Raw genomic sequence first — 19,473 nt, 5'->3', positions numbered from 1 at the left:
GGCCCGGCGTCACGCGCCGACGGTCTCCCCCTCCGAGATCCTGACCCCCCGCGCCCAGTCCGCGGCCTTCATCGGCTTCTTCCCCTGCGCCTGCACCCACAGCAGCTCCACGCCGTACGACCCGGTACCGACGTGGACGCTGTTCTTGCCGACGGAGAGCGCGCCGGGAGCGAGATCCGTACGGTCGGGAACCGGCTGGACCTGGATGAGCTTGAGCCGCTCGCCGCGGAAGGTCGTCCACGCGCCGGGCGACGGGTGGCACCCCCGCACGACCCGGTCCACCCGCAGCGCGGGCTCGGTCCAGTCGACCCGGGCGTCCTCGACGGTGATCTTCGGAGCGACCGTGATGCCCTCGGACGGCTGCGGTACGGCCTTCAGCGTGCCGTCGGCGATACCGTCCATCGTCGCGGCCAGCAGCCCCGCCCCGGCGAAGGCGAGCCGGGTCAGCAGGTCGCCGCTGGTGTCGGTGTGCCGGATCTCCTCGGTGACGGTGCCGTAGACGGGCCCGGAGTCCAGCCCCTCCTCGATGAGGAAGGTCGAGGCGCCCGTGATCTCGTCCCCCGCCATGATGGAGTGCTGCACGGGCGCGGCCCCACGCCAGGCCGGCAGCAGTGAGAAGTGCAGGTTCACCCAGCCGTGCGCGGGGATGTCGAGGGCGACGCGGGGCAGGAGGGCACCGTAGGCGACGACGGGGCAGCAGTCCGGGGCGATCTCACGCAGCCGCTCCAGGAACTCCGGGTCCCGCGGCTTGACGGGCTTCAGCACCTCGATGCCCGCCTCCTCGGCCCGCTCGGCGACCGGGCTCGCGACCAGCCTGCGCCCCCGCCCGGCCGGCGCGTCGGGCCGCGTGACGACGGCGGCGACCTCATGCCGCCCGGAGGCGATGAGAGCGTCCAGAGCGGGAACGGCGACCTCGGGGGTCCCGGCGAAGACGAGCTTCATGGGTGGGCAGGGCCTCTCGGACGGGTGACGACGGGCAGCACACAAGTCTATGGCGAGGCACCGCCGCCGCACGGCCGGAGAGCGCCCCCCACGGGCGAGGCCCGCCCTCCCACCATGGCGCGAACCCCCCACCCCCGGCGCGCGCATATGCCGGTACGCCCCCACTGCGTGACCAGCGGAGCGTAAACGCGTTGGTCAAGAAAGAGTTGACCACAACGGGCCGCGATCGCGGCCCCATCCTTTTCAACGCCGGTTCGAGAGGCTTGTTCATGGCCGACCACGCAACCCACGACGCCCAGGCTCGGGCCAGCCTGCACTTGCTGGTGCGGGACATCGAGCGGGTCCGCCGGCAGGTGGACGCACTGCGCACCCTGACCGCCCAGTTGGGCAACGTCTACCGCCCGCGCCGCTCCGGTCCCTCCACGGGCTTCGTCGTCTACGGACGCGCCCCCGCTCCCACGGTCCGTCTCGCGCAGGAACTGCGGGACAGCGTCGAGACCCTGGTGACGGCCGCGGTCGACTTCGACCGCTCGCTCGGCTTCTCGTGGGACGCGGTGGGCTCCGCCCTCGGCGTCACCAAGCAGGCGGTCCACCGTCGTTACGGCGCCCGCAGGGCCGCGGCCCAGGCGACGGCCGACGCCGAGCGCGCCACGGAGCCGTCGGGAACCCGCACGGTCAGCGTCAACACCGGTATCCCCACGGTGCCGTCGGTCCCCACCGTCCCCGCGGCCCGCTCCATGCCGACCCAGCCCACCGCGGGCAGCCCCGCCCTCCGCGAGGAGGCACGACCGACTGCCTTCCCCGGCCCCCGCAACGGCTGACCCGTCTCCATCTCCCCTCTCTGCCCTCCCACTCCACGAACGGGAGGGCAGACGCATGTCCAGGCACGGCCCGTTGCCGTACCGCCATCCGGAAACGCATGGGCGCCTGCCCCAGCGACCGGACAGTCCAACGAGCCGCGAGGACCCACCCTCACCCGATGTCAGGCGGGTCGATCCGCACCCATACCGCCCCCTCGCCCCCGCTCCCCCCGCCCCGAGCCATCCGGGAAGCCTGCGCGGCCTTGAGGGCGGCCGCCAACGCGGCCCCCCTTCCCGGCGGCACCCGCACAAGCACCCGCTCCCACCGCTCCCCCACCGGCGGCGCCCCCACCCTCCGAGGCACCCCCGCCATCGTCACCGGCAACGGCACAGGTCCCAACACCTCCGCCTCACCCGGCAGTTCCACGGCCGCCAGGAACTCGGCGAGCGCTTCCCCCGTCCCCGACACCGCGGCCATCCGCGACACCGGCGGAAACCCCAACTCGGCCCGCTCCCCCAGCTCCCGCACCGCGTGCCCCACCGGGTCCCACCGCACCAGCGCCTGCACCGGCCGCAAGGTGGGCTCGGCGACGACCACCACGGTGCCCCCGGCTTCCTGCGGCCGCACCAGCGCCGAGGCCCCGATCCACCGCCGCAGCGCGTCCTCCCCGGCCCGCAGATCAGGTCGGCCGAGCATGGCCCACCCGTCCAGCAGCAGCGCCGCCGCGTACCCGCCCTCCGCGACCGGCTCCGCCCCCGGCGTGCTCACCACCAGGGCGGGCGCCCCCGGCACGGTGTCCAGCACATGTTCACGCCCGGACGTCCGCACCGGAACAGCGGGAAACGCCCGTCCCAGCTCCTCCGCGGTCCGCCGCGCTCCCACCACCTGCGCCCGCAGCCGGAACCCCCCGCACTCCGGACAGTGCCAGGCCCCTTCGTCGCGTCCGCACCACCCGCACCGCAGTGCCGCCCCTGACTCCTTCCCCTCCAGCGGTCCCGCACAGTGCCGACACCGCGCGGGCGCCCGGCAGTTGGCGCAGGCCATCCGCGGCACATACCCCCGCCGCGGCACCTGCACGAGCACCGGTCCGCTCCGCAGCCCCGCCCTGACGGCCTGCCAGGCGAGCGTGGGCAGCCGGGCCGCCCGCGCGGCCTCGTCCCGCGCCAGGTCCTGGTCCCCGACGGTCCGCACCAGCGGAGCGACGGCCCGCACCTGCTCGCGCGAGGCCACGAGCGGCCGGGCCCACCCGCTCTCCACGAGCTGCGCGGCCTCCACCGTGCAGCTCCAACTCCCCAGCAGGAAACCGCACTTGTCCTGAGCGGCCCGCAACAACAAAACCTCGCGCGCATGCGGCTGCGGGGCGTGCGGCTCACTGTGGCTGTCGTCGCCGTCGTCCCAGAGCGCGACGAGCCCGAGGTCCCGCACCGGGGCGAACATGGCGGCCCGCGTCCCGACCACGGCCCGCACGGCGCCCCGCCGCACGGCCAGCCACTCCCGGTACCGCTTCTCGGGCCCGGCATCGGCGGTCAGGACCGCGTGCCGGCCCTCGCCCAGCACCCCGGTCAGCGCGGCGTCGACGCGTGCGACGGCCCGCCCGTCCGGGACGACGACGAGCGCCCCCCGCCCCGAGGACAGGGTCGCGGCGACGGCCCGCGCCAGCTCCTCACTCCACTCCGGCCCGGGCAGGGCGTTCCACACCGCGCGCGGCGCGCCCCCCGAGGCCAGCGACTCCAGGAACGCGCCGCCACGCTCGTAGCGCCCCCAGGACCCCGTCTCCGGCGCGCCGGGCGGCGGCAACGGCTCGGGGGAGGGCCGCTGTTCGGCCCGGGCGTTGCGAGGCGGCACGGCGAGCTGGAGCACGTCGGCGAGGCTCCCCGCGTACCGGTCGGCGACGGCCCGCGCGAGCCCCAGCAGCTCCTCGTTGAGCACCTGCTCGGGCGAGACGACCTGGGCGAGCGCCGCCAGCGGCCCGGCATAGTCCGACTCGGCGAGCCGCTCGATCAGAAACCCGTCGATCAGCCCCCCGCCCTCGCGCCGTCCTTCCCGGACCCGCCCGCGTCCGGCGCCGAACCGCACCCGCACCCGCACCCCGGGCTGCGCGTCCGCGTCGAGCTCCTCGGGCACGGCGTAGTCGAAGTACCGGTCGAGATGCAGCACGCCCTTGTCGACCAGCACCCGCGCGACCGGCAACTCCTTGGCCAGCGCGGCCCCCCGCCACGTCCGCGGCTTGGCCCGCGGCACCTTGGCCTTCCGCACGCTCTCCCGGATGAGCGCAAGCTGCTCGGGCCGCGCTCCTTCGGCGCCATCGTCCACGGACCCGTTCTCGCTGCTCACAGCATCATTGGTACCAGACCCCACTGACACCGGGCCGTGCTGTCGTCGATGAGGGTGAGCCGGTCGCCGGACAAGCCCGAGGCCCGGCCCCCCAGAGGGGACCGGGCCTCGTACGGGACGGGGCGGACCTACAGGCCCGCGGCCTTCCGCAGCGCGTCCACGCGGTCCGTCTTCTCCCACGTGAACTCCGGGAGCTCACGGCCGAAGTGGCCGTACGCCGCCGTCAGGGAGTAGATCGGGCGCAGCAGGTCGAGATCGCGGATGATGGCGGCCGGACGGAGGTCGAAGACCTCGTCGATCGCCTTCTCGATCTTGTCGGTGTCGATCTTCGCGGTGCCGAAGGTCTCGACGAACAGGCCCACGGGCTCGGCCTTGCCGATGGCGTAGGCGACCTGGACCTCGCAGCGGGAGGCGAGCCCCGCGGCCACGACGTTCTTGGCGACCCAGCGCATCGCGTACGCCGCCGAGCGGTCCACCTTGGACGGGTCCTTGCCGGAGAAGGCGCCGCCGCCGTGGCGGGCCATGCCGCCGTACGTGTCGATGATGATCTTGCGGCCGGTCAGGCCGGCGTCACCCATCGGTCCGCCGATCTCGAAGCGGCCGGTGGGGTTGACCAGGAGACGGTAATTCTCCGTGTCCAGCTTGATGCCCTCGTCCAGGAGCGCCTTGAGCTCCGGCTCCACGACGAACTCGCGGATGTCGGGGGCCAGCAGGGAGTCCAGGTCGATGTCGGACGCGTGCTGCGAGGAGACGACGACCGTGTCGAGACGGACGGCCTTGTCGCCGTCGTACTCGATGGTGACCTGCGTCTTGCCGTCCGGGCGCAGGTAGGGGATGGTGCCGTTCTTGCGGACCTCGGACAGGCGCTTCGCGAGGCGGTGCGCCAGGAAGATCGGCAGCGGCATCAGGGTGGGGGTCTCGTCCGTCGCGTAGCCGAACATCAGACCCTGGTCACCCGCACCCTGGCGGTCCAGCTCGTCCTCGTCGCCCTCGACCCGGTTCTCGTACGCCGTGTCGACGCCCTGCGCGATGTCCGGGGACTGGGCACCGATCGACACCGAGACACCGCAGGAGGCGCCGTCGAAGCCCTTCTTGGAGGAGTCGTAGCCGATCTCCAGGATCTTGTCGCGGACGAGCTGCGCGATCGGCGCGTAGGTCTTGGTGGTGACCTCACCGGCCACGTGCACCAGACCGGTGGTGATCAGGGTCTCGACGGCGACCCGGGAGGTCGGGTCCTCCTTGAGGAGCGCGTCGAGGATGGTGTCACTGATCTGGTCAGCGATCTTGTCGGGGTGGCCCTCGGTGACGGACTCCGAGGTGAACAGACGACGGGACACAACGCTCCCTGGGTTTGCAGCGGCTGCTGGCTGATCATGGGCGGACGGGCTCGGGGGCTGCGCCCGGCAACGTCCGAGAACAGTTTATCGGTCGTGCTCTGCCGTCGGGGCCCCTGTCTCGCCACTCGGGAGTGCTGTGACCTGCGGCACGGGCATTGTGCCCAATTCCGAGCGGACTTGGCCAGGGGCGCCACGCCTCTGGGACAGAGGTTCGTGGGGACGGAGAAGCGGATGACGCATTCAGGGCAGACGCCTCACCACCAGGTCCCAGACGGTTTCGGCCAGGAACTCCTTCGGGCCGTGCGGGACCGGGGTCTCGCTGCCGTCGGCGCCCAGCACCACTGCCTCGTTCTCCTCGGACCCGAAGGTCTTGCGCTCGCCCACCTCGTTGACGACGAGGAGGTCGCAGCCCTTGCGCTCGAGCTTGCTACGGCCGTTGGCCAGCACGTCGTCGGTCTCGGCGGCGAATCCGACGATCACCTGGCCGGGGCGGGCGCGGTCGGCCGAGATCTCGGCGAGGATGTCCGGATTCCGCACCAGGACGATGGGCTCGGGGTCCTGGCCGTCCTTCTTCTTGATCTTTCCGGCCGCGTACGTCTGCGGGCGGAAGTCCGCGACCGCCGCCGCCATGACGACCGCGTCGGCGTCGGCCGCCGCCTTCAGGACCGCTTCGCGCAGCTGCACGGCCGTCCCCACGGGGACGACGTCCACGCCGGCCGGGTCCGGCATGCCGGTGTTCGCCGCGACCAGGGTGACCCGGGCGCCGCGCGCGGCCGCGGTACGGGCGAGGGCGTATCCCTGCTTGCCGGAGGAGCGGTTGCCGAGGAAACGGACCGGGTCGAGGGGCTCGCGGGTGCCACCGGCGCTCACGACCACATGTCGGCCCTTGAGGTCGGGCTCGGTGACTCCGCGGGCCAGCACGCGGCGGCAGACCTCGAAGATCTCGGCGGGTTCCGGCAGCCGGCCCTTGCCGGTGTCGACGCCGGTCAGACGGCCGACGGCCGGTTCGATCACCACGGCACCGCGGCGGCGCAGGGTCGCCACGTTCTCCTGGGTGGCCGGGTGCTCCCACATCTCGGTGTGCATGGCGGGTGCGAAGACGACCGGGCAGCGGGCTGTCAGGAGCGTGTTGGTGAGCAGGTCGTCCGCCAGGCCGTGCGCCGCCTTGGCGAGCACGTCGGCGGTGGCCGGGGCCACGACCACGAGGTCGGCGTGCTGCCCGATGCGGACGTGCGGGACCTCGTGGACGTCGTCCCAGACCTCGGTCGAGACGGGATGGCCGGACAGGGCGGACCAGGTGGCGGCGCCCACGAAGTGCAGGGCGGAGGCGGTGGGGACGACGCGGACGTCGTGGCCGGACTCCGTCAGCCGTCTCAGCAGCTCGCAGGCCTTGTACGCGGCGATGCCGCCGCTGACCCCCAGCACGACCTTGGGCTTGTCCACCGTCTCTCCCCGGTTCGGCAACGTACGAGTGCGACCTACGGGACCATCACACACCACAGGCCCGACAGTCGCGCTGCCGGGCCTGTGGATAAGTCAGCGAAAAGCTGAAAGTACTACTGCAACGCCTACTACTGGGCCGGACCTTCGACGGCCTCGGACGTCAGCAGACCCGCGTTGATCTCGCGGAGGGCGATCGAGAGCGGCTTCTCGTGGACGTGGGTGTCCACCAGCGGACCGACGTACTCGAGGAGGCCCTCGCCGAGCTGCGAGTAGTACGCGTTGATCTGGCGGGCCCGCTTGGCCGCGTAGATCACGAGGCTGTACTTCGAGTCGGTGGCCTCGAGGAGCTCGTCGATCGGCGGGTTGATGATGCCCTCGGGCGCGGAGATGGAAGAGGACACGCTCTACCTTCCGATGGATGGGAAAGAATCAGTGTGAATGATCAGGCCTCGATGAGCAGGCACGATCACACGACATCCATCAAGGCTAGCAGCTCGCGCGCCACGTCCTCGACGGAGGTGTTGACCAGGGTCACATCGAACTCGGGTTCCGCCGCCAGTTCGACCTTCGCCGCCTCCAGGCGGCGTGCGATCACCTCGGGCGGCTCGGTGCCCCGTCCGGTGAGCCTGCGCACGAGCTCCTCCCAGGAGGGCGGAGCCAGGAACACGAGCTGGGCGTCCGTCATGGACTCACGGACCTGCCGGGCTCCCTGGAGGTCGATCTCCAGGAGGACGGGCTCACCCGCCTCCAGCCGCTCCAGCACGGCCGCACGCGGCGTGCCGTAGCGGTTGCCGGCGAACTCCGCCCACTCCAGCAGCTCGCCGTTGGCGATCAGCTTGTCCATCTCGTCGTCGGTGACGAAGAAGTAGTGGACGCCGTGCTTCTCGCCGGGGCGGGGCTTGCGGGTCGTCGCCGACACCGAGAGCCAGACCTCGGAATGTTCCTTGCGCATATGGGCGACGACCGTGCTCTTACCGACCCCGGAGGGGCCGGAGAGCACGGTCAGCCGCGGACGTACGTCCGGGGGCTCGGGGGTCGTCCCCCGGAATGTTGCAGCCATGCAGCGATTATTCCAGCAATCCCGGAGTGCCCGGGACCCCGTTCCCGGAGTAACCCCGGTTCAGGAACCGGTGCTGCCGAACTCACGCTCTAGCGAAGCGATCTGGTTGGAGCCGAGGCCGCGTACACGACGGCTCTCGGAGATGCCGAGTCGCTCCATGATCTGCTTGGCGCGGACCTTGCCCACGCCCGGCAGGGACTCGAGCAGGGCGGAGACCTTCATCTTGCCGATGACGTCGTTCTCCTGGCCCTGCTTGATGACCTCGTGGAGAGAGGCGCCGGAGTGCTTGAGTCGATTCTTGACCTCGGCCCGCTCCCGGCGAGCCGCGGCGGCCTTTTCGAGCGCGGCTGCGCGCTGTTCAGGGGTAAGGGGCGGAAGAGCCACGCCTACGTCACCTCGGATGTCGAACTGTCGGATACGGACCGGTGAGGAACCTAGTCGCCCCACACCTGGGGAGCCACGAGCAACACGCTTGCCCGTTGACTCTGCGTCGGAGACTAGCGGCCAAGTCCGCCAGAGTCAGCGAGAACAGCGGAAAAGTCCTGGTCAGCCTCCGTCAGGCCGGACATTCCTGACATACTGCCCCGGATTTGAGGATGTATTCAGACTCAAGCGGGTCTCGAACCTCTCGTCGGAGGACTCGAACGGTGTCGTCGAACATCCGCGCCGACCGTCGTGAACGCTCCGTCCGGTCCTCCGACGACCGCCTCAAGCGGCCGGCTGCGCGGACCGGATCTCGTCCGCGAACCGTTCGACGGAGGCGCGCAGCGCACCGGCGTCCGGCCCGTGCCGCAGCACCCCCCGGCTGACGTTCGGGACGACATTGCGGATCGCCGCTCCGAAGACCCGGGGAAGGTCGGCAGGGGTGGCCCCCTGGGCGCCGACGCCGGGCGCGAGGAGGGGACCGTTGATGTCCAGGTCGTAGGTCGACAGATCGCCCAGTGTGGCCCCGACGACGGCGCCGAAGGACCCCAGGGGCTCCTCCCCGGTGTTCTCGGCGGCCAGGTGGGCCAGCATGGTCGCGCCCACGCTGCGGCCGTCCGCGCGGACGGCGTGCTGGACCTCGCCGCCCTCCGGGTTGGAGGTCAGCGCGAGCACGAACAGGCCCGCGCCGCTCTCACGCGCCAGCGCGATCGCCGGCGAGAGCGAGCCGTAGCCGAGGTACGGCGACACGGTCAGCGCGTCCGAGAACAGCGGGGAGTCCTTGCGCAGGAAGGCCTCGGCGTACGCGGCCATGGTGGAGCCGATGTCACCGCGCTTGGCGTCCATGAGGACCAGGGCGCCGGCCGCGCGGGCCTCCTGCACGGTCGTCTCCAGCACGGCGACCCCGCGCGAGCCGAAGCGCTCGAAGAACGCGCTCTGCGGCTTGAACACGGCGACCCGGTCGGACAGGGCCTCGACGACCGTGCGGCTGAACCGCTCCAGACCTGCCACGTCGTCGTTCAGGCCCCACTCCGTGAGCAGGGACGCGTGCGGGTCGATTCCCACGCACAGCGGGCCGCGCTCGTCCATGGCGCGGCGCAGGCGGGCGCCGAAGGGCTCGGTCATACCGTGGTCTTCCTCACGTCGGCGCCGACCGCGTCGGCGAGGGTGGCGTACGGGCTCGTGCGCAGTCGCGCGGCGAGACCCTTGTGGATGGCGCGGGCCCAGAAGGGACCCGCGTAGACGAAGGCGCTGTAGCCCTGGACCAGCGTGGCACCCGCCAGGATGCGCTGCCAGGCGTCCTCGGCGTTCTCGACGCCCCCGACGCCCACCAGGGTGATCCGGTCGCCCACACGCGCGTACAGGCGCCTGAGGACCTCCAGGGAGCGCTCCTTGAGGGGTGCGCCGGAGAGGCCGCCCGTCTCCTTGACCAGGGAGGGCCCGGACTTCAGACCGAGTCCCTCGCGCGCGATGGTGGTGTTGGTGGCGATGATGCCGTCCAGGCCGAGCTCGACGGCCAGGTCGGCGACCGCGTCGACGTCCTCGTCGGCGAGGTCGGGCGCGATCTTCACCAGGAGCGGGACGCGGCGGTGCGCGACGATCCGGTCGGCGGCCTCACGGACGGCGGTCAGGAGCGGGCGCAGCGCCTCGGTGGCCTGGAGGTTGCGCAGGCCGGGCGTGTTGGGCGACGACACGTTCACGACGAGGTAGTCCGCGAAGGGCGCCAGGCGCTCCGCCGACTTCACGTAGTCGCCGACCGCCTCGGCCTCGGGGACGACCTTGGTCTTGCCGATGTTGACGCCCACGACCGTCTTGAAGACCGGCTCGCGGGACGCCAGCCGGGCCGCGACGGCCAGCGAGCCCTCGTTGTTGAAACCCATGCGGTTGATCAGCGCGCGGTCCTGCACGAGGCGGAACAGCCGCTTCTTGGGGTTGCCCGGCTGGGCCTCCCCCGTCACCGTGCCGATCTCGATGTGGTCGAAGCCCAGCATCGCCATGCCGTCGATCGCGACCGCGTTCTTGTCGAAGCCCGCGGCGAGGCCGAAGGGGCCGTGCATGCGCAGCCCGAAGGCCTCGGTGCGCAGCTCCTTGTACCGGGGGGCGAGGGCGGCCGTGACGAAGGTGCGCAGTACGGGGACGCGGACGGCGAGGCGGATCCAGCGGAAGGCGAGGTAGTGGGCCTTCTCGGGGTCCATGCGCTTGAAGACGAGATTGAAGAAGATCTTGTACATGGTGTCCTCATGAAGAGGGGGACACCGTTTCCGGTGTCCCCCTCAGGGCTGCTAGTCGCGGGCCGCGGTCAGGTGTTCGGCGTGTTCCTGGAGTGAACGCACGCCCACGTCACCGTGGTTGAGGGCGTCGATGCCCTGGACGGCGGCGGCGAGCGCCTGGACCGTCGTCAGGCACGGGACCGACCGCGCCACGGCCGCCGTACGGATCTCGTAGCCGTCGAGGCGGCCGCCGGTGCCGTACGGGGTGTTGACGATCAGGTCGACCTCCCCGTCGTGGATGAGCTGGACGATGGTCTTCTCGCCGTTCGGGCCGGTGCCCTCGGACTGCTTGCGCACGACGGTGGCGTTGATGCCGTTGCGCTTGAGGACCTCGGCGGTGCCGGAGGTGGCGAGCAGCTCGAAGCCGTGGGCGACGAGTTCGCGCGCCGGGAAGATCATCGAGCGCTTGTCGCGGTTGGCGACCGAGATGAACGCGCGTCCCTTGGTCGGGAGCGGGCCGTAGGCCCCTGCCTGCGACTTGGCGTACGCCGTGCCGAAGACGGAGTCGATGCCCATGACCTCGCCGGTGGAGCGCATCTCCGGGCCGAGGACCGTGTCGACGCCGCGGCCGTGGATGTCGCGGAAGCGCGACCACGGCATGACGGCCTCCTTGACGGAGATCGGGGCGTCCAGCGGGAGTTCGCCGCCGTCGCCGTTGGCAGGGAGCAGGCCCTCGGCGCGCAGTTCGGCGACGGTCGCGCCCAGCGAGATCCGGGCGGCGGCCTTGGCGAGCGGCACCGCGGTCGCCTTCGAGGTGAAGGGGACGGTCCGGGACGCGCGCGGGTTGGCCTCCAGGACGTAGAGGATGTCGCCGGCCATCGCGAACTGGATGTTGATCAGGCCCCGGACGCCCACCCCGCGCGCGATGGCCTCCGTGGAGGCCCGCAGGCGCTTGATGTCGAAGCCGCCCAGGGTGATCGGCGGCAGCGCGCACGCCGAGTCGCCGGAGTGGATGCCGGCCTCCTCGATGTGCTCCATCACGCCGCCGAGGTAGAGCTCCTCGCCGTCGTAGAGGGCGTCGACGTCGATCTCGATCGCGTCGTCCAGGAAGCGGTCGACCAGGACCGGCCGCGAGGGGCTGATCTCGGTCGACTCGGCGATGTAGGACTCCAGGCGGGTCTCGTCGTAGACGATCTCCATGCCGCGCCCGCCGAGGACGTAGGAGGGCCGTACGAGGACCGGGTAGCCGATCTCGTCCGCGATGGCCTTGGCGCCCGCGAAGGTGGTGGCGGTGCCGTGCTTGGGGGCGGGCAGGCCCGCCTCGGCGAGGACCCGGCCGAAGGCTCCGCGGTCCTCGGCGGCGTGGATCGCCTCGGGCGAGGTGCCCACGATCGGCACGCCGTTGTCCTTGAGCGCCTGCGCCAGGCCCAGCGGGGTCTGGCCGCCGAGCTGGACGATGACGCCCGCGACCGGCCCGGCCTGCTGCTCCGCGTGGACGATCTCCAGGACGTCCTCCAGCGTGAGCGGCTCGAAGTACAGCCGGTCGGAGGTGTCGTAGTCGGTGGAGACGGTCTCCGGGTTGCAGTTGACCATCACCGTCTCGTACCCGGCGTCCGACAGCGCGAAGGACGCGTGCACGCAGGAGTAGTCGAACTCGATGCCCTGGCCGATGCGGTTCGGACCGGAGCCCAGGATGATCACCGCGGGCTTCTCGCGCGGGGCGACCTCGCTCTCCTCGTCGTAGGAGGAGTAGAAGTACGGCGTCTTCGCGGCGAACTCGGCCGCGCAGGTGTCGACGGTCTTGTAGACCGGGCGCACGCCCAGCGCGTGCCGCACCTCGCGCACCACGTCCTCGCGCAGACCGCGGATCTCGGCGATCTGCTGGTCGGAGAAGCCGTGCCGCTTGGCCTCGGCGAGCAGGTCGGCGTCCAGGCGGTCGGCGGCGGCAAGCTCGTCCGCGACCTCCTTGATCAGGAAGAGCTGGTCGACGAACCAGGGGTCGATCTTCGTGTACTCGAAGACCTCCTCGGGCGTGGCGCCGGCGCGGATGGCCTGCATGACGGTGTTGATCCGGCCGTCGGTGGGCCGTACGGACTCCTCCAGGAGGGCAGTCTTGTCGCCGGGCTCGCCGACGAAGGTGAACTGGCTGCCCTTCTTCTCCAGGGAGCGCAGCGCCTTCTGGAAGGCCTCGGTGAAGTTGCGGCCGATCGCCATGGCCTCGCCGACCGACTTCATGGTCGTCGTGAGGGTGGAGTCGGCGGAGGGGAACTTCTCGAAGGCGAACCGCGGGGCCTTGACGACCACATAGTCGAGCGTCGGCTCGAAGGAGGCCGGGGTCTGCTCGGTGATGTCGTTCGGGATCTCGTCCAGCGTGTAGCCGACGGCGAGCTTCGCGGCGATCTTGGCGATCGGGAAGCCGGTCGCCTTGGAGGCGAGCGCGGACGACCGCGACACGCGCGGGTTCATCTCGATGACGATCACCCGGCCGTCCTCGGGGTTCACCGCGAACTGGATGTTGCAGCCGCCGGTGTCGACGCCGACCTCACGGATGATCGCGATGCCGACGTCACGCAGCACCTGGTACTCGCGGTCGGTGAGCGTCATGGCGGGCGCGACGGTGATCGAGTCACCGGTGTGCACACCCATGGGGTCGAAGTTCTCGATGGAGCAGACGACCACGACGTTGTCGTGCTTGTCGCGCATCAGCTCCAGTTCGTACTCCTTCCAGCCGAGGATGGACTCCTCCAGGAGCACCTCGGTGGTCGGCGAGAGGGTCAAGCCCTGGCCGGCGATGCGGCGCAGCTCCTCCTCGTCGTGCGCGAAGCCGGAGCCGGCGCCGCCCATGGTGAAGGACGGGCGGACGACGACCGGGTAGCCGCCGAGGGTCTCGACGCCCTGGAGGACGTCGTCCATGGAGTGGCAGATGACCGAGCGGGCGGACTCGCCGTGCCCGATCTTCTTGCGGACCTCCTCGACGACGTCCTTGAACAGGTCGCGGTCCTCGCCCTTGTTGATGGCCTCGACGTTGGCGCCGATCAGCTCGACGCCGTACTTGTCGAGGGTGCCGGCCCCGTGCAGCGAGATCGCCGTGTTGAGGGCCGTCTGGCCGCCCAGGGTGGGCAGCAGGGCGTCGGGGCGCTCCTTGGCGATGATCTTCTCGACGAACTCCGGGGTGATCGGCTCGACGTAGGTGGCGTCGGCGATCTCCGGGTCGGTCATGATCGTCGCCGGGTTGGAGTTGACGAGGATGACGCGCAGGCCCTCGGCCTTGAGCACGCGGCACGCCTGGGTGCCGGAGTAGTCGAACTCGGCGGCCTGGCCGATGACGATCGGGCCGGAGCCGATGACCAGGACGGACTGGATATCGGTGCGCTTAGGCACGCTGGCCCTCCATCAGGGATACGAAGCGGTCGAACAGGTAGGCGGCGTCGTGCGGGCCCGCTGCCGCTTCGGGGTGGTACTGGACGGAGAAGGCCGGCTGGTCGAGCAGCTGGAGCCCCTCCACGACGTCGTCGTTCAGGCACACGTGGGAGACCTCGGCGCGGCCGAACTTGGTCTCGCTGACCTTGTCGAGCGGCGCGTCCACAGCGAACCCGTGGTTGTGCGCGGTGACCTCGACCTTGCCGGTGGTCCGGTCCTGCACGGGCTGGTTGATGCCCCGGTGCCCGTACTTCAGCTTGTAGGTGCCGAAGCCGAGGGCCCGCCCGAGGATCTGGTTGCCGAAGCAGATGCCGAACAGGGGCGTCCTGCGCTCCAGCACGGCGGACATGAGCGCGACCGGGCCGTCGGCGGTCGCCGGGTCGCCGGGGCCGTTGGAGAAGAACACACCGTCCGGCTCGACGGCGTAGACCTCGTCTACGCTCGCCGTCGCCGGCAGCACGTGCACCTCGATGCCCCGCTCGGCCATGCGGTGCGGGGTCATGCCCTTGATGCCGAGGTCGATCGCGGCGACGGTGAACTTCTTCTCGCCGACCGCGGGGACGACGTAGGTCTCCTCGGTGGCGACCTCCTCGTACAGCGAGGCGCCCTTCATGTGCGGCTGGGCCTGCACACGCGCGACGAGCTCGGACTCGGCGGCGATCGCCTCGCCGGAGAAGACCCCGGCGCGCATGGAGCCGCGCTCGCGCAGGTGGCGGGTGAGGGCGCGGGTGTCGATGCCGGAGATCCCGACGATGCCCTGCGCGACCAGCTCGTCGTCCAGGGAGCGCTTGGCGCGCCAGTTGGACGGCACGCGCGCGGGGTCGCGCACCACGTACCCGGAGACCCAGATGCGGCGGGACTCGTCGTCCTCGTCGTTCCAGCCGGTGTTGCCGATCTGCGGGGCGGTCGCGACGACGATCTGCCGGGCGTACGACGGGTCGGTCAGGGTCTCCTGGTAGCCGGTCATGCCGGTGGAGAACACGGCCTCGCCGAAGGTCTCCCCCACGGCCCCGTAGGCACGGCCGCGGAAGATCCGGCCGTCCTCCAGGACGAGTACCGCGGGAGTTTTCGAGGCTCCCCTTGTGGAGGTCGTCATCGTGCGCCTTCCGTTTCCGTCTTGTTGATCATGGAGTTAATGGCGTCGACCCAGTCGGTGTGCTCGGCCGCGTGGTCCGAGCGGAACCCCGAGTCGATCAGTCGCTCGCCGTGGGCCCAGGTCACGACGAGGAGTCCGCCCTCGGTCAGGACCTTGCCGGCGATGCCCTTGCCGAGCACGGCCTCCCGCAGGGCCTCGCGCGGGATGAAGAAGTCGGTCGCTCCGGGGCGTACGACGTCCAGGCCCGCGTCCGTCAGCGTGAGCTCGACCCGGCTGCGGGTGCCGAGGCCGTGGGCCACGATCCGGTCGAGCCACTGCCCCGCGGTCGTGGAGCCGTGGTAGCGGCCGCTCATGCTCAGTCTCGCCGGGCCGGGGTCGTCCGGCGCGCCGGGCAGCTCGGGCAGGTCGCCCTGGAGCGTGCCGCGCCACTTCCAGCCCTCGCGCATCAGCCAGTAGACGAGCGCGACGAAGAGGGCGAGGCCGACGAGCCAGCCGATGCGGGCGGCCCAGTCGGTGACCTCGGCCGACTTCTTCTCGGCTGCTAGACCGGCGGCCAGCAGGGTTTCAGATGTCACGTGAGCTTCCCGTCGACGAGCGTGGCCTTGCCCCGGAGCCACGTGTGCGTGACACGGCCCGGCAGCTCACGCCCCTCGTAGGGAGTGTTGCGGCTGCGCGAGGCGAAGCCCGCGGGGTCCACGGAGCCACGGTATTCCGTGTCGACCAGCGTGAGGTTGGCGGGCTCACCAGCCGAGACGGGACGGCCGTGCCCGGCGGCCTGCCCGATGCGGGCGGGCGCGGTGGACATGCGCTCGGCGACCCCGGCCCAGTCGAGGAGCCCGGTGTCCACCATGGTCTCCTGCACCACTGACAACGCGGTCTCCAGGCCGACCATCCCCATGGCGGCGGCGGCCCACTCGCAGTCCTTGTCCTCGTGCGGGTGCGGGGCGTGGTCGGTGGCGACGATGTCGATGGTGCCGTCGGCCAGGGCCTCGCGCAGGGCGTGCACGTCCCGCTCGGTGCGCAGCGGCGGGTTCACCTTGTAGACCGGGTTGTACGTCCGTACCAGCTCGTCGGTGAGGAGCAGGTGGTGCGGGGTGACCTCGGTGGTGACGTCGATGCCGCGGGACTTGGCCCAGCGCACGATCTCGACGGACCCGGCGGTCGACAGGTGGCAGATGTGGACGCGGGAGCCGACGTGCTCGGCGAGCAGGACGTCCCGGGCGATGATCGACTCCTCGGCCACCGCGGGCCAGCCTCCGAGGCCCAGCTCGGCGGAGACGATGCCCTCGTTCATCTGGGCGCCCTCGGTGAGCCGCGGCTCCTGGGCGTGCTGGGCGACGACCCCGCCGAAGGCCTTCACGTACTCCAGCGCGCGCCGCATGATCACGGCGTCGTCGACGCACTTGCCGTCGTCGGAGAAGACGGTGACACCGGCGGCCGACTCGTGCATGGCGCCGAGCTCGGCGAGCTTCTTGCCCTCCAGGCCGACGGTGACGGCGCCGATGGGCTGCACGTCGCAGTAGCCGTGCTCCTGGCCGAGCCGGTACACCTGCTCCACCACGCCGGCGGTGTCGGCGACCGGGAAGGTGTTGGCCATGGCGAACACGGCCGTGTAGCCGCCGCTCGCCGCCGCGCGCGTGCCGGTGAGCACGGTCTCGGAGTCCTCGCGGCCCGGCTCGCGCAGATGGGTGTGCAGGTCGACCAGGCCCGGCAGGAGCACCTTGCCGGCCGCCTCGACGACCTCGGCGCCCTCGGCGGACAGCCCCGCGCCGACCGCCTCGATGACGGCGCCGTCGATCAGGACGTCCTGCGGCTCGCCGCCGAGGACCTTCGCACCGCGGATCAGGATCTTGCTCATGGGTCTTACTTCTCCTCGATACGGGTGTGAGAGGCGGCGGGCTCGTTCCCACCGAGCAGCAGGTACAGCACGGCCATCCGGATGGAGACGCCGTTGGTGACCTGCTCGACCACGGTGCAGCGGTCGGAGTCGGCGACCTCGGCGGTGATCTCCATGCCGCGGACCATCGGGCCGGGGTGCATCACGATGGCGTGCTCCGGCATCCGCGCCATGCGGTCGCCGTCCAGGCCGTAGCGCCGCGAGTACTCGCGCTCGGTCGGGAAGAACGCGGCGTTCATGCGCTCGCGCTGGACGCGCAGCATCATCACCGCGTCGGACTTGGCGAGCGTGCTGTCCAGGTCGTACGAGACCTCGCAGGGCCAGGTCTCGACGCCGACCGGCACCAGGGTGGGCGGGGCGACGAGCGTGACCTCGGCGCCGAGGGTGTGCAGCAGGTCGACGTTGGAGCGGGCGACGCGGCTGTGCAGGACGTCCCCGACGAGCGTGATGCGCTTGCCCGAGAGATCCTGTCCGATCCCGGCGTCCCGCCCGACGAGCCGGCGGCGCATGGTGAACGCGTCCAGCAGGGCCTGCGTCGGGTGCTGGTGGGTGCCGTCACCGGCGTTGATGACGGCCGCGTCGATCCAGCCGGAGTTGGCGAGGCGGTACGGCGCCCCGGAGGCGCCGTGCCGGATGACGACGGCGTCGACACCCATGGCCTCCAGGGTCTGGGCGGTGTCCTTGAGGGACTCGCCCTTGGACACGCTGGAGCCCTTGGCGGTGAAGTTGATGACGTCCGCCGACAGACGCTTCTCGGCGGCCTCGAAGGAGATACGCGTGCGCGTGGAGTCCTCGAAGAAGAGGTTGACGATCGTGCGGCCGCGCAGGGTCGGCAGCTTCTTGATCGGCCGGTCGGCGACCCGGGCCATCTCCTCGGCGGTGTCGAGGATCAGGACGGCGTCGTCGCGGGTGAGGTCGGCGGCCGAGATGAGATGACGCTGCATCTGTCAGGCTCCGTAAGGCAGTTCAGGTATCGGGAGGATCCGGGCAGGTGAGGGCACACCGAAAAGGTGCCCCGGCACTCCTGCTGCTAGGTCTGCTTCACACCGAGCAGCACGGTGTCGCGACCGTCCTCCTCGACGAGCTGGACCTTGACCGTCTCCCGCAACGACGTGGGGAGGTTCTTGCCGACGTAGTCGGCGCGGATGGGCAGTTCGCGGTGGCCTCTGTCGACGAGCACCGCGAGCTGCACCGCGCGGGGCCGCCCGATGTCGTTCAGGGCGTCCAGGGCGGCGCGGATGGTGCGGCCGGAGAAGAGCACGTCGTCGACGAGGACGACCAGGCGGCCGTCGATGCCGTCACCGGGGATCTCGGTGCGGGCCAGCGCACGCGGCGGGTGCATGCGCAGATCGTCGCGGTACATGGTGATGTCGAGCGAACCGACCGGAATCCTGCGGTCGGTGATCTCCTCCAGCTTCGCGGCGAGCCGCTGGGCGAGGAAGACGCCCCGGGTGGGAATGCCGAGGAGTACCACGTCGTCGGCGCCCTTGGCGCGTTCGACGATCTCGTGGGCGATGCGGGTCAGCACGCGCGCGATGTCGGGGCCTTCGAGAACGGGCCGGGCATCGGACGCCTGGATGTCGGAAGTGTCCTGCTTGTCCATACGAAACGGACCTCCTTCTCCGCCTCACGGGACGGACCTTAAAGGACGTCGGATTTGCGCCATCCACCGTAGCAGGCCGGAACGAGGCCCCGGTTCACCCCCTTGGCCCAATCAGCCACCACTCTCACGGAAGAGTCGGTGTGGACCATTCGGCTTGACGCAGAAGAGTCACGCTGCGTAACCTCACAGTGAGTTACCAGACGCGCGGCTCGAAACCACTGGGGCCGCGTCGATCCAGTGTCCGGGGAGCTATATGTCCAGCGAATACGCCAAACAGCTCGGGGCCAAGCTCCGGGCCATCCGCACCCAGCAGGGCCTTTCCCTCCACGGTGTCGAGGAGAAGTCCCAGGGACGCTGGAAGGCGGTCGTGGTCGGTTCGTACGAGCGCGGCGACCGCGCGGTGACCGTGCAGCGTCTCGCCGAGTTGGCGGATTTCTACGGCGTCCCGGTGCAGGAGCTGCTGCCCGGCACCACTCCGGGCGGGGCCGCCGAGCCCCCGCCGAAGCTGGTCCTGGACCTGGAGCGGCTGGCCCACGTCCCGGCCGAGAAGGCCGGCCCCCTCCAGCGCTACGCCGCGACGATCCAGTCCCAGCGCGGTGACTACAACGGCAAGGTGCTCTCGATCCGCCAGGACGACCTGCGCACACTCGCCGTCATCTACGACCAGTCGCCCTCGGTCCTCACCGAGCAGCTGATCAGCTGGGGCGTGCTGGACGCGGACGCGCGTCGCGCGGTGTCCCACGAGGAGAGCTGAGCCGCTCCCAGCCTCAGCAGAAACGTGCCGCCGGGGTGGCCGGAACTTCACGGTTCCGGCTCCTTCATCGGCTCGGCCAGTTCGATGAGCTCGTCCAAGGAGTCAGCCAGATAGGTTTCATTCTCCAGACCAATCGCAACGGCCGCCCGGAAC

Annotated in this window: 17 protein-coding genes; 2 read left to right on the top strand and 15 right to left on the bottom strand. The window is 70.9% G+C overall.

The window, feature by feature from the left end; translation table 11 throughout:
• Positions 1-9: 9 nt before the first annotated feature.
• Entirely contained in the window at positions 10-942 is a 933-nt protein-coding gene (gene fmt / locus ABZ098_RS41010; RefSeq protein WP_356599451.1) for a methionyl-tRNA formyltransferase, read from the bottom strand.
• Positions 943-1,211: 269 nt separating this feature from the next.
• Here fmt and ABZ098_RS41005 point away from each other — a divergent pair, with 269 nt between their 5' ends.
• Positions 1,212-1,763, top strand: coding sequence for a hypothetical protein (locus tag ABZ098_RS41005; RefSeq protein ID WP_356599449.1), 552 nt, complete (start codon positions 1,212-1,214; stop codon positions 1,761-1,763).
• A 151-nt stretch (positions 1,764-1,914) separates the two neighbouring features.
• Here ABZ098_RS41005 and ABZ098_RS41000 read toward each other — a convergent pair whose 3' ends face one another.
• The 14 genes from ABZ098_RS41000 to pyrR form a co-directional block, all read right to left on the bottom strand.
• The gene (locus tag ABZ098_RS41000; protein ID WP_356599447.1) at positions 1,915-4,077 is read right to left on the bottom strand and encodes a primosomal protein N'; all 2,163 of its coding nucleotides are present in this window, start codon (positions 4,075-4,077) and stop codon (positions 1,915-1,917) included.
• 128 nt (positions 4,078-4,205) lie between these two features.
• Positions 4,206-5,414, bottom strand: a complete 1,209-nt coding sequence (metK, locus tag ABZ098_RS40995; protein WP_356599445.1) for a methionine adenosyltransferase — start codon at positions 5,412-5,414, stop codon at positions 4,206-4,208.
• A 240-nt stretch (positions 5,415-5,654) separates the two neighbouring features.
• The gene (coaBC, locus tag ABZ098_RS40990) at positions 5,655-6,857 is read right to left on the bottom strand and encodes a bifunctional phosphopantothenoylcysteine decarboxylase/phosphopantothenate--cysteine ligase CoaBC (protein ID WP_356599443.1); all 1,203 of its coding nucleotides are present in this window, start codon (positions 6,855-6,857) and stop codon (positions 5,655-5,657) included.
• 128 nt (positions 6,858-6,985) lie between these two features.
• Positions 6,986-7,258, bottom strand: coding sequence for a DNA-directed RNA polymerase subunit omega (gene rpoZ / locus ABZ098_RS40985; protein ID WP_003988945.1), 273 nt, complete (start codon positions 7,256-7,258; stop codon positions 6,986-6,988).
• A gap of 65 nt (positions 7,259-7,323) precedes the next feature.
• A complete protein-coding gene (gene gmk, locus ABZ098_RS40980) occupies positions 7,324-7,917 on the bottom strand; it encodes a guanylate kinase (RefSeq protein ID WP_356599441.1) in 594 nt (197 codons plus the stop codon).
• Between the two features lie 60 nt (positions 7,918-7,977).
• On the bottom strand, positions 7,978-8,301 hold the full coding sequence (locus tag ABZ098_RS40975; protein ID WP_003977346.1) for an integration host factor: 324 nt from the start codon (positions 8,299-8,301) through the stop codon (positions 7,978-7,980).
• Positions 8,302-8,625: 324 nt separating this feature from the next.
• Positions 8,626-9,465 carry an orotidine-5'-phosphate decarboxylase gene (pyrF, locus tag ABZ098_RS40970; protein ID WP_356599439.1) on the bottom strand — a complete coding sequence of 280 codons (840 nt, stop codon included), beginning with the start codon at positions 9,463-9,465 and terminating at the stop codon, positions 8,626-8,628.
• Positions 9,462-10,571 carry a quinone-dependent dihydroorotate dehydrogenase gene (locus ABZ098_RS40965; RefSeq protein ID WP_356599437.1) on the bottom strand — a complete coding sequence of 370 codons (1,110 nt, stop codon included), beginning with the start codon at positions 10,569-10,571 and terminating at the stop codon, positions 9,462-9,464. The genes pyrF and ABZ098_RS40965 overlap by 4 nt, the downstream gene beginning before the upstream one ends.
• Positions 10,572-10,622: 51 nt before the next feature.
• Positions 10,623-13,931, bottom strand: coding sequence for a carbamoyl-phosphate synthase large subunit (gene carB, locus ABZ098_RS40960; protein WP_356599435.1), 3,309 nt, complete (start codon positions 13,929-13,931; stop codon positions 10,623-10,625).
• The gene (carA, locus tag ABZ098_RS40955) at positions 13,924-15,066 is read right to left on the bottom strand and encodes a glutamine-hydrolyzing carbamoyl-phosphate synthase small subunit (RefSeq protein ID WP_356599433.1); all 1,143 of its coding nucleotides are present in this window, start codon (positions 15,064-15,066) and stop codon (positions 13,924-13,926) included. The genes carB and carA overlap by 8 nt, the downstream gene beginning before the upstream one ends.
• Entirely contained in the window at positions 15,063-15,641 is a 579-nt protein-coding gene (locus ABZ098_RS40950; RefSeq protein ID WP_356599431.1) for a hypothetical protein, read from the bottom strand. Before ABZ098_RS40950 ends, carA begins: the two co-directional genes overlap by 4 nt.
• Complete coding sequence (locus ABZ098_RS40945; RefSeq protein WP_356599430.1) at positions 15,638-16,924, bottom strand: dihydroorotase; 1,287 nt, start codon at positions 16,922-16,924, stop codon at positions 15,638-15,640. The genes ABZ098_RS40950 and ABZ098_RS40945 overlap by 4 nt, the downstream gene beginning before the upstream one ends.
• A gap of 5 nt (positions 16,925-16,929) precedes the next feature.
• Complete coding sequence (locus ABZ098_RS40940; protein WP_356599428.1) at positions 16,930-17,907, bottom strand: aspartate carbamoyltransferase catalytic subunit; 978 nt, start codon at positions 17,905-17,907, stop codon at positions 16,930-16,932.
• 86 nt (positions 17,908-17,993) lie between these two features.
• Positions 17,994-18,566, bottom strand: a complete 573-nt coding sequence (gene pyrR, locus ABZ098_RS40935; protein ID WP_356599426.1) for a bifunctional pyr operon transcriptional regulator/uracil phosphoribosyltransferase PyrR — start codon at positions 18,564-18,566, stop codon at positions 17,994-17,996.
• A 253-nt stretch (positions 18,567-18,819) separates the two neighbouring features.
• Between pyrR and bldD the strand changes: the two genes are divergently transcribed.
• Positions 18,820-19,320 carry a transcriptional regulator BldD gene (gene bldD, locus ABZ098_RS40930; RefSeq protein WP_003956405.1) on the top strand — a complete coding sequence of 167 codons (501 nt, stop codon included), beginning with the start codon at positions 18,820-18,822 and terminating at the stop codon, positions 19,318-19,320.
• Positions 19,321-19,473 lie beyond the last annotated feature (153 nt).

It is taken from the genome of Streptomyces sp. NPDC006335, assembly GCF_040612795.1.
Taxonomy (GTDB): Bacteria; Actinomycetota; Actinomycetes; order Streptomycetales; family Streptomycetaceae; genus Streptomyces.
The sequence above is the reverse complement of the archived record's forward strand: the minus strand, read 5'-3'. Positions and strand labels throughout refer to the sequence as shown.

Bases quoted from the DNA above. Each gene is read 5' to 3' on its own strand.
- fmt (WP_356599451.1), bottom strand. From the start codon at position 942: ATGAAGCTCGTCTTCGCCGGGACCCCCGAGGTCGCCGTTCCCGCTCTG.
- ABZ098_RS41005 (WP_356599449.1), top strand. From the start codon at position 1,212: ATGGCCGACCACGCAACCCACGACGCCCAGGCTCGGGCCAGCCTGCAC.
- gmk (WP_356599441.1), bottom strand. From the start codon at position 7,917: ATGGCTGCAACATTCCGGGGGACGACCCCCGAGCCCCCGGACGTACGT.
- pyrF (WP_356599439.1), bottom strand. From the start codon at position 9,465: ATGACCGAGCCCTTCGGCGCCCGCCTGCGCCGCGCCATGGACGAGCGC.
- ABZ098_RS40965 (WP_356599437.1), bottom strand. From the start codon at position 10,571: ATGTACAAGATCTTCTTCAATCTCGTCTTCAAGCGCATGGACCCCGAG.
- carA (WP_356599433.1), bottom strand. From the start codon at position 15,066: ATGACGACCTCCACAAGGGGAGCCTCGAAAACTCCCGCGGTACTCGTC.
- ABZ098_RS40945 (WP_356599430.1), bottom strand. From the start codon at position 16,924: ATGAGCAAGATCCTGATCCGCGGTGCGAAGGTCCTCGGCGGCGAGCCG.
- ABZ098_RS40940 (WP_356599428.1), bottom strand. From the start codon at position 17,907: ATGCAGCGTCATCTCATCTCGGCCGCCGACCTCACCCGCGACGACGCC.
- pyrR (WP_356599426.1), bottom strand. From the start codon at position 18,566: ATGGACAAGCAGGACACTTCCGACATCCAGGCGTCCGATGCCCGGCCC.
- bldD (WP_003956405.1), top strand. From the start codon at position 18,820: ATGTCCAGCGAATACGCCAAACAGCTCGGGGCCAAGCTCCGGGCCATC.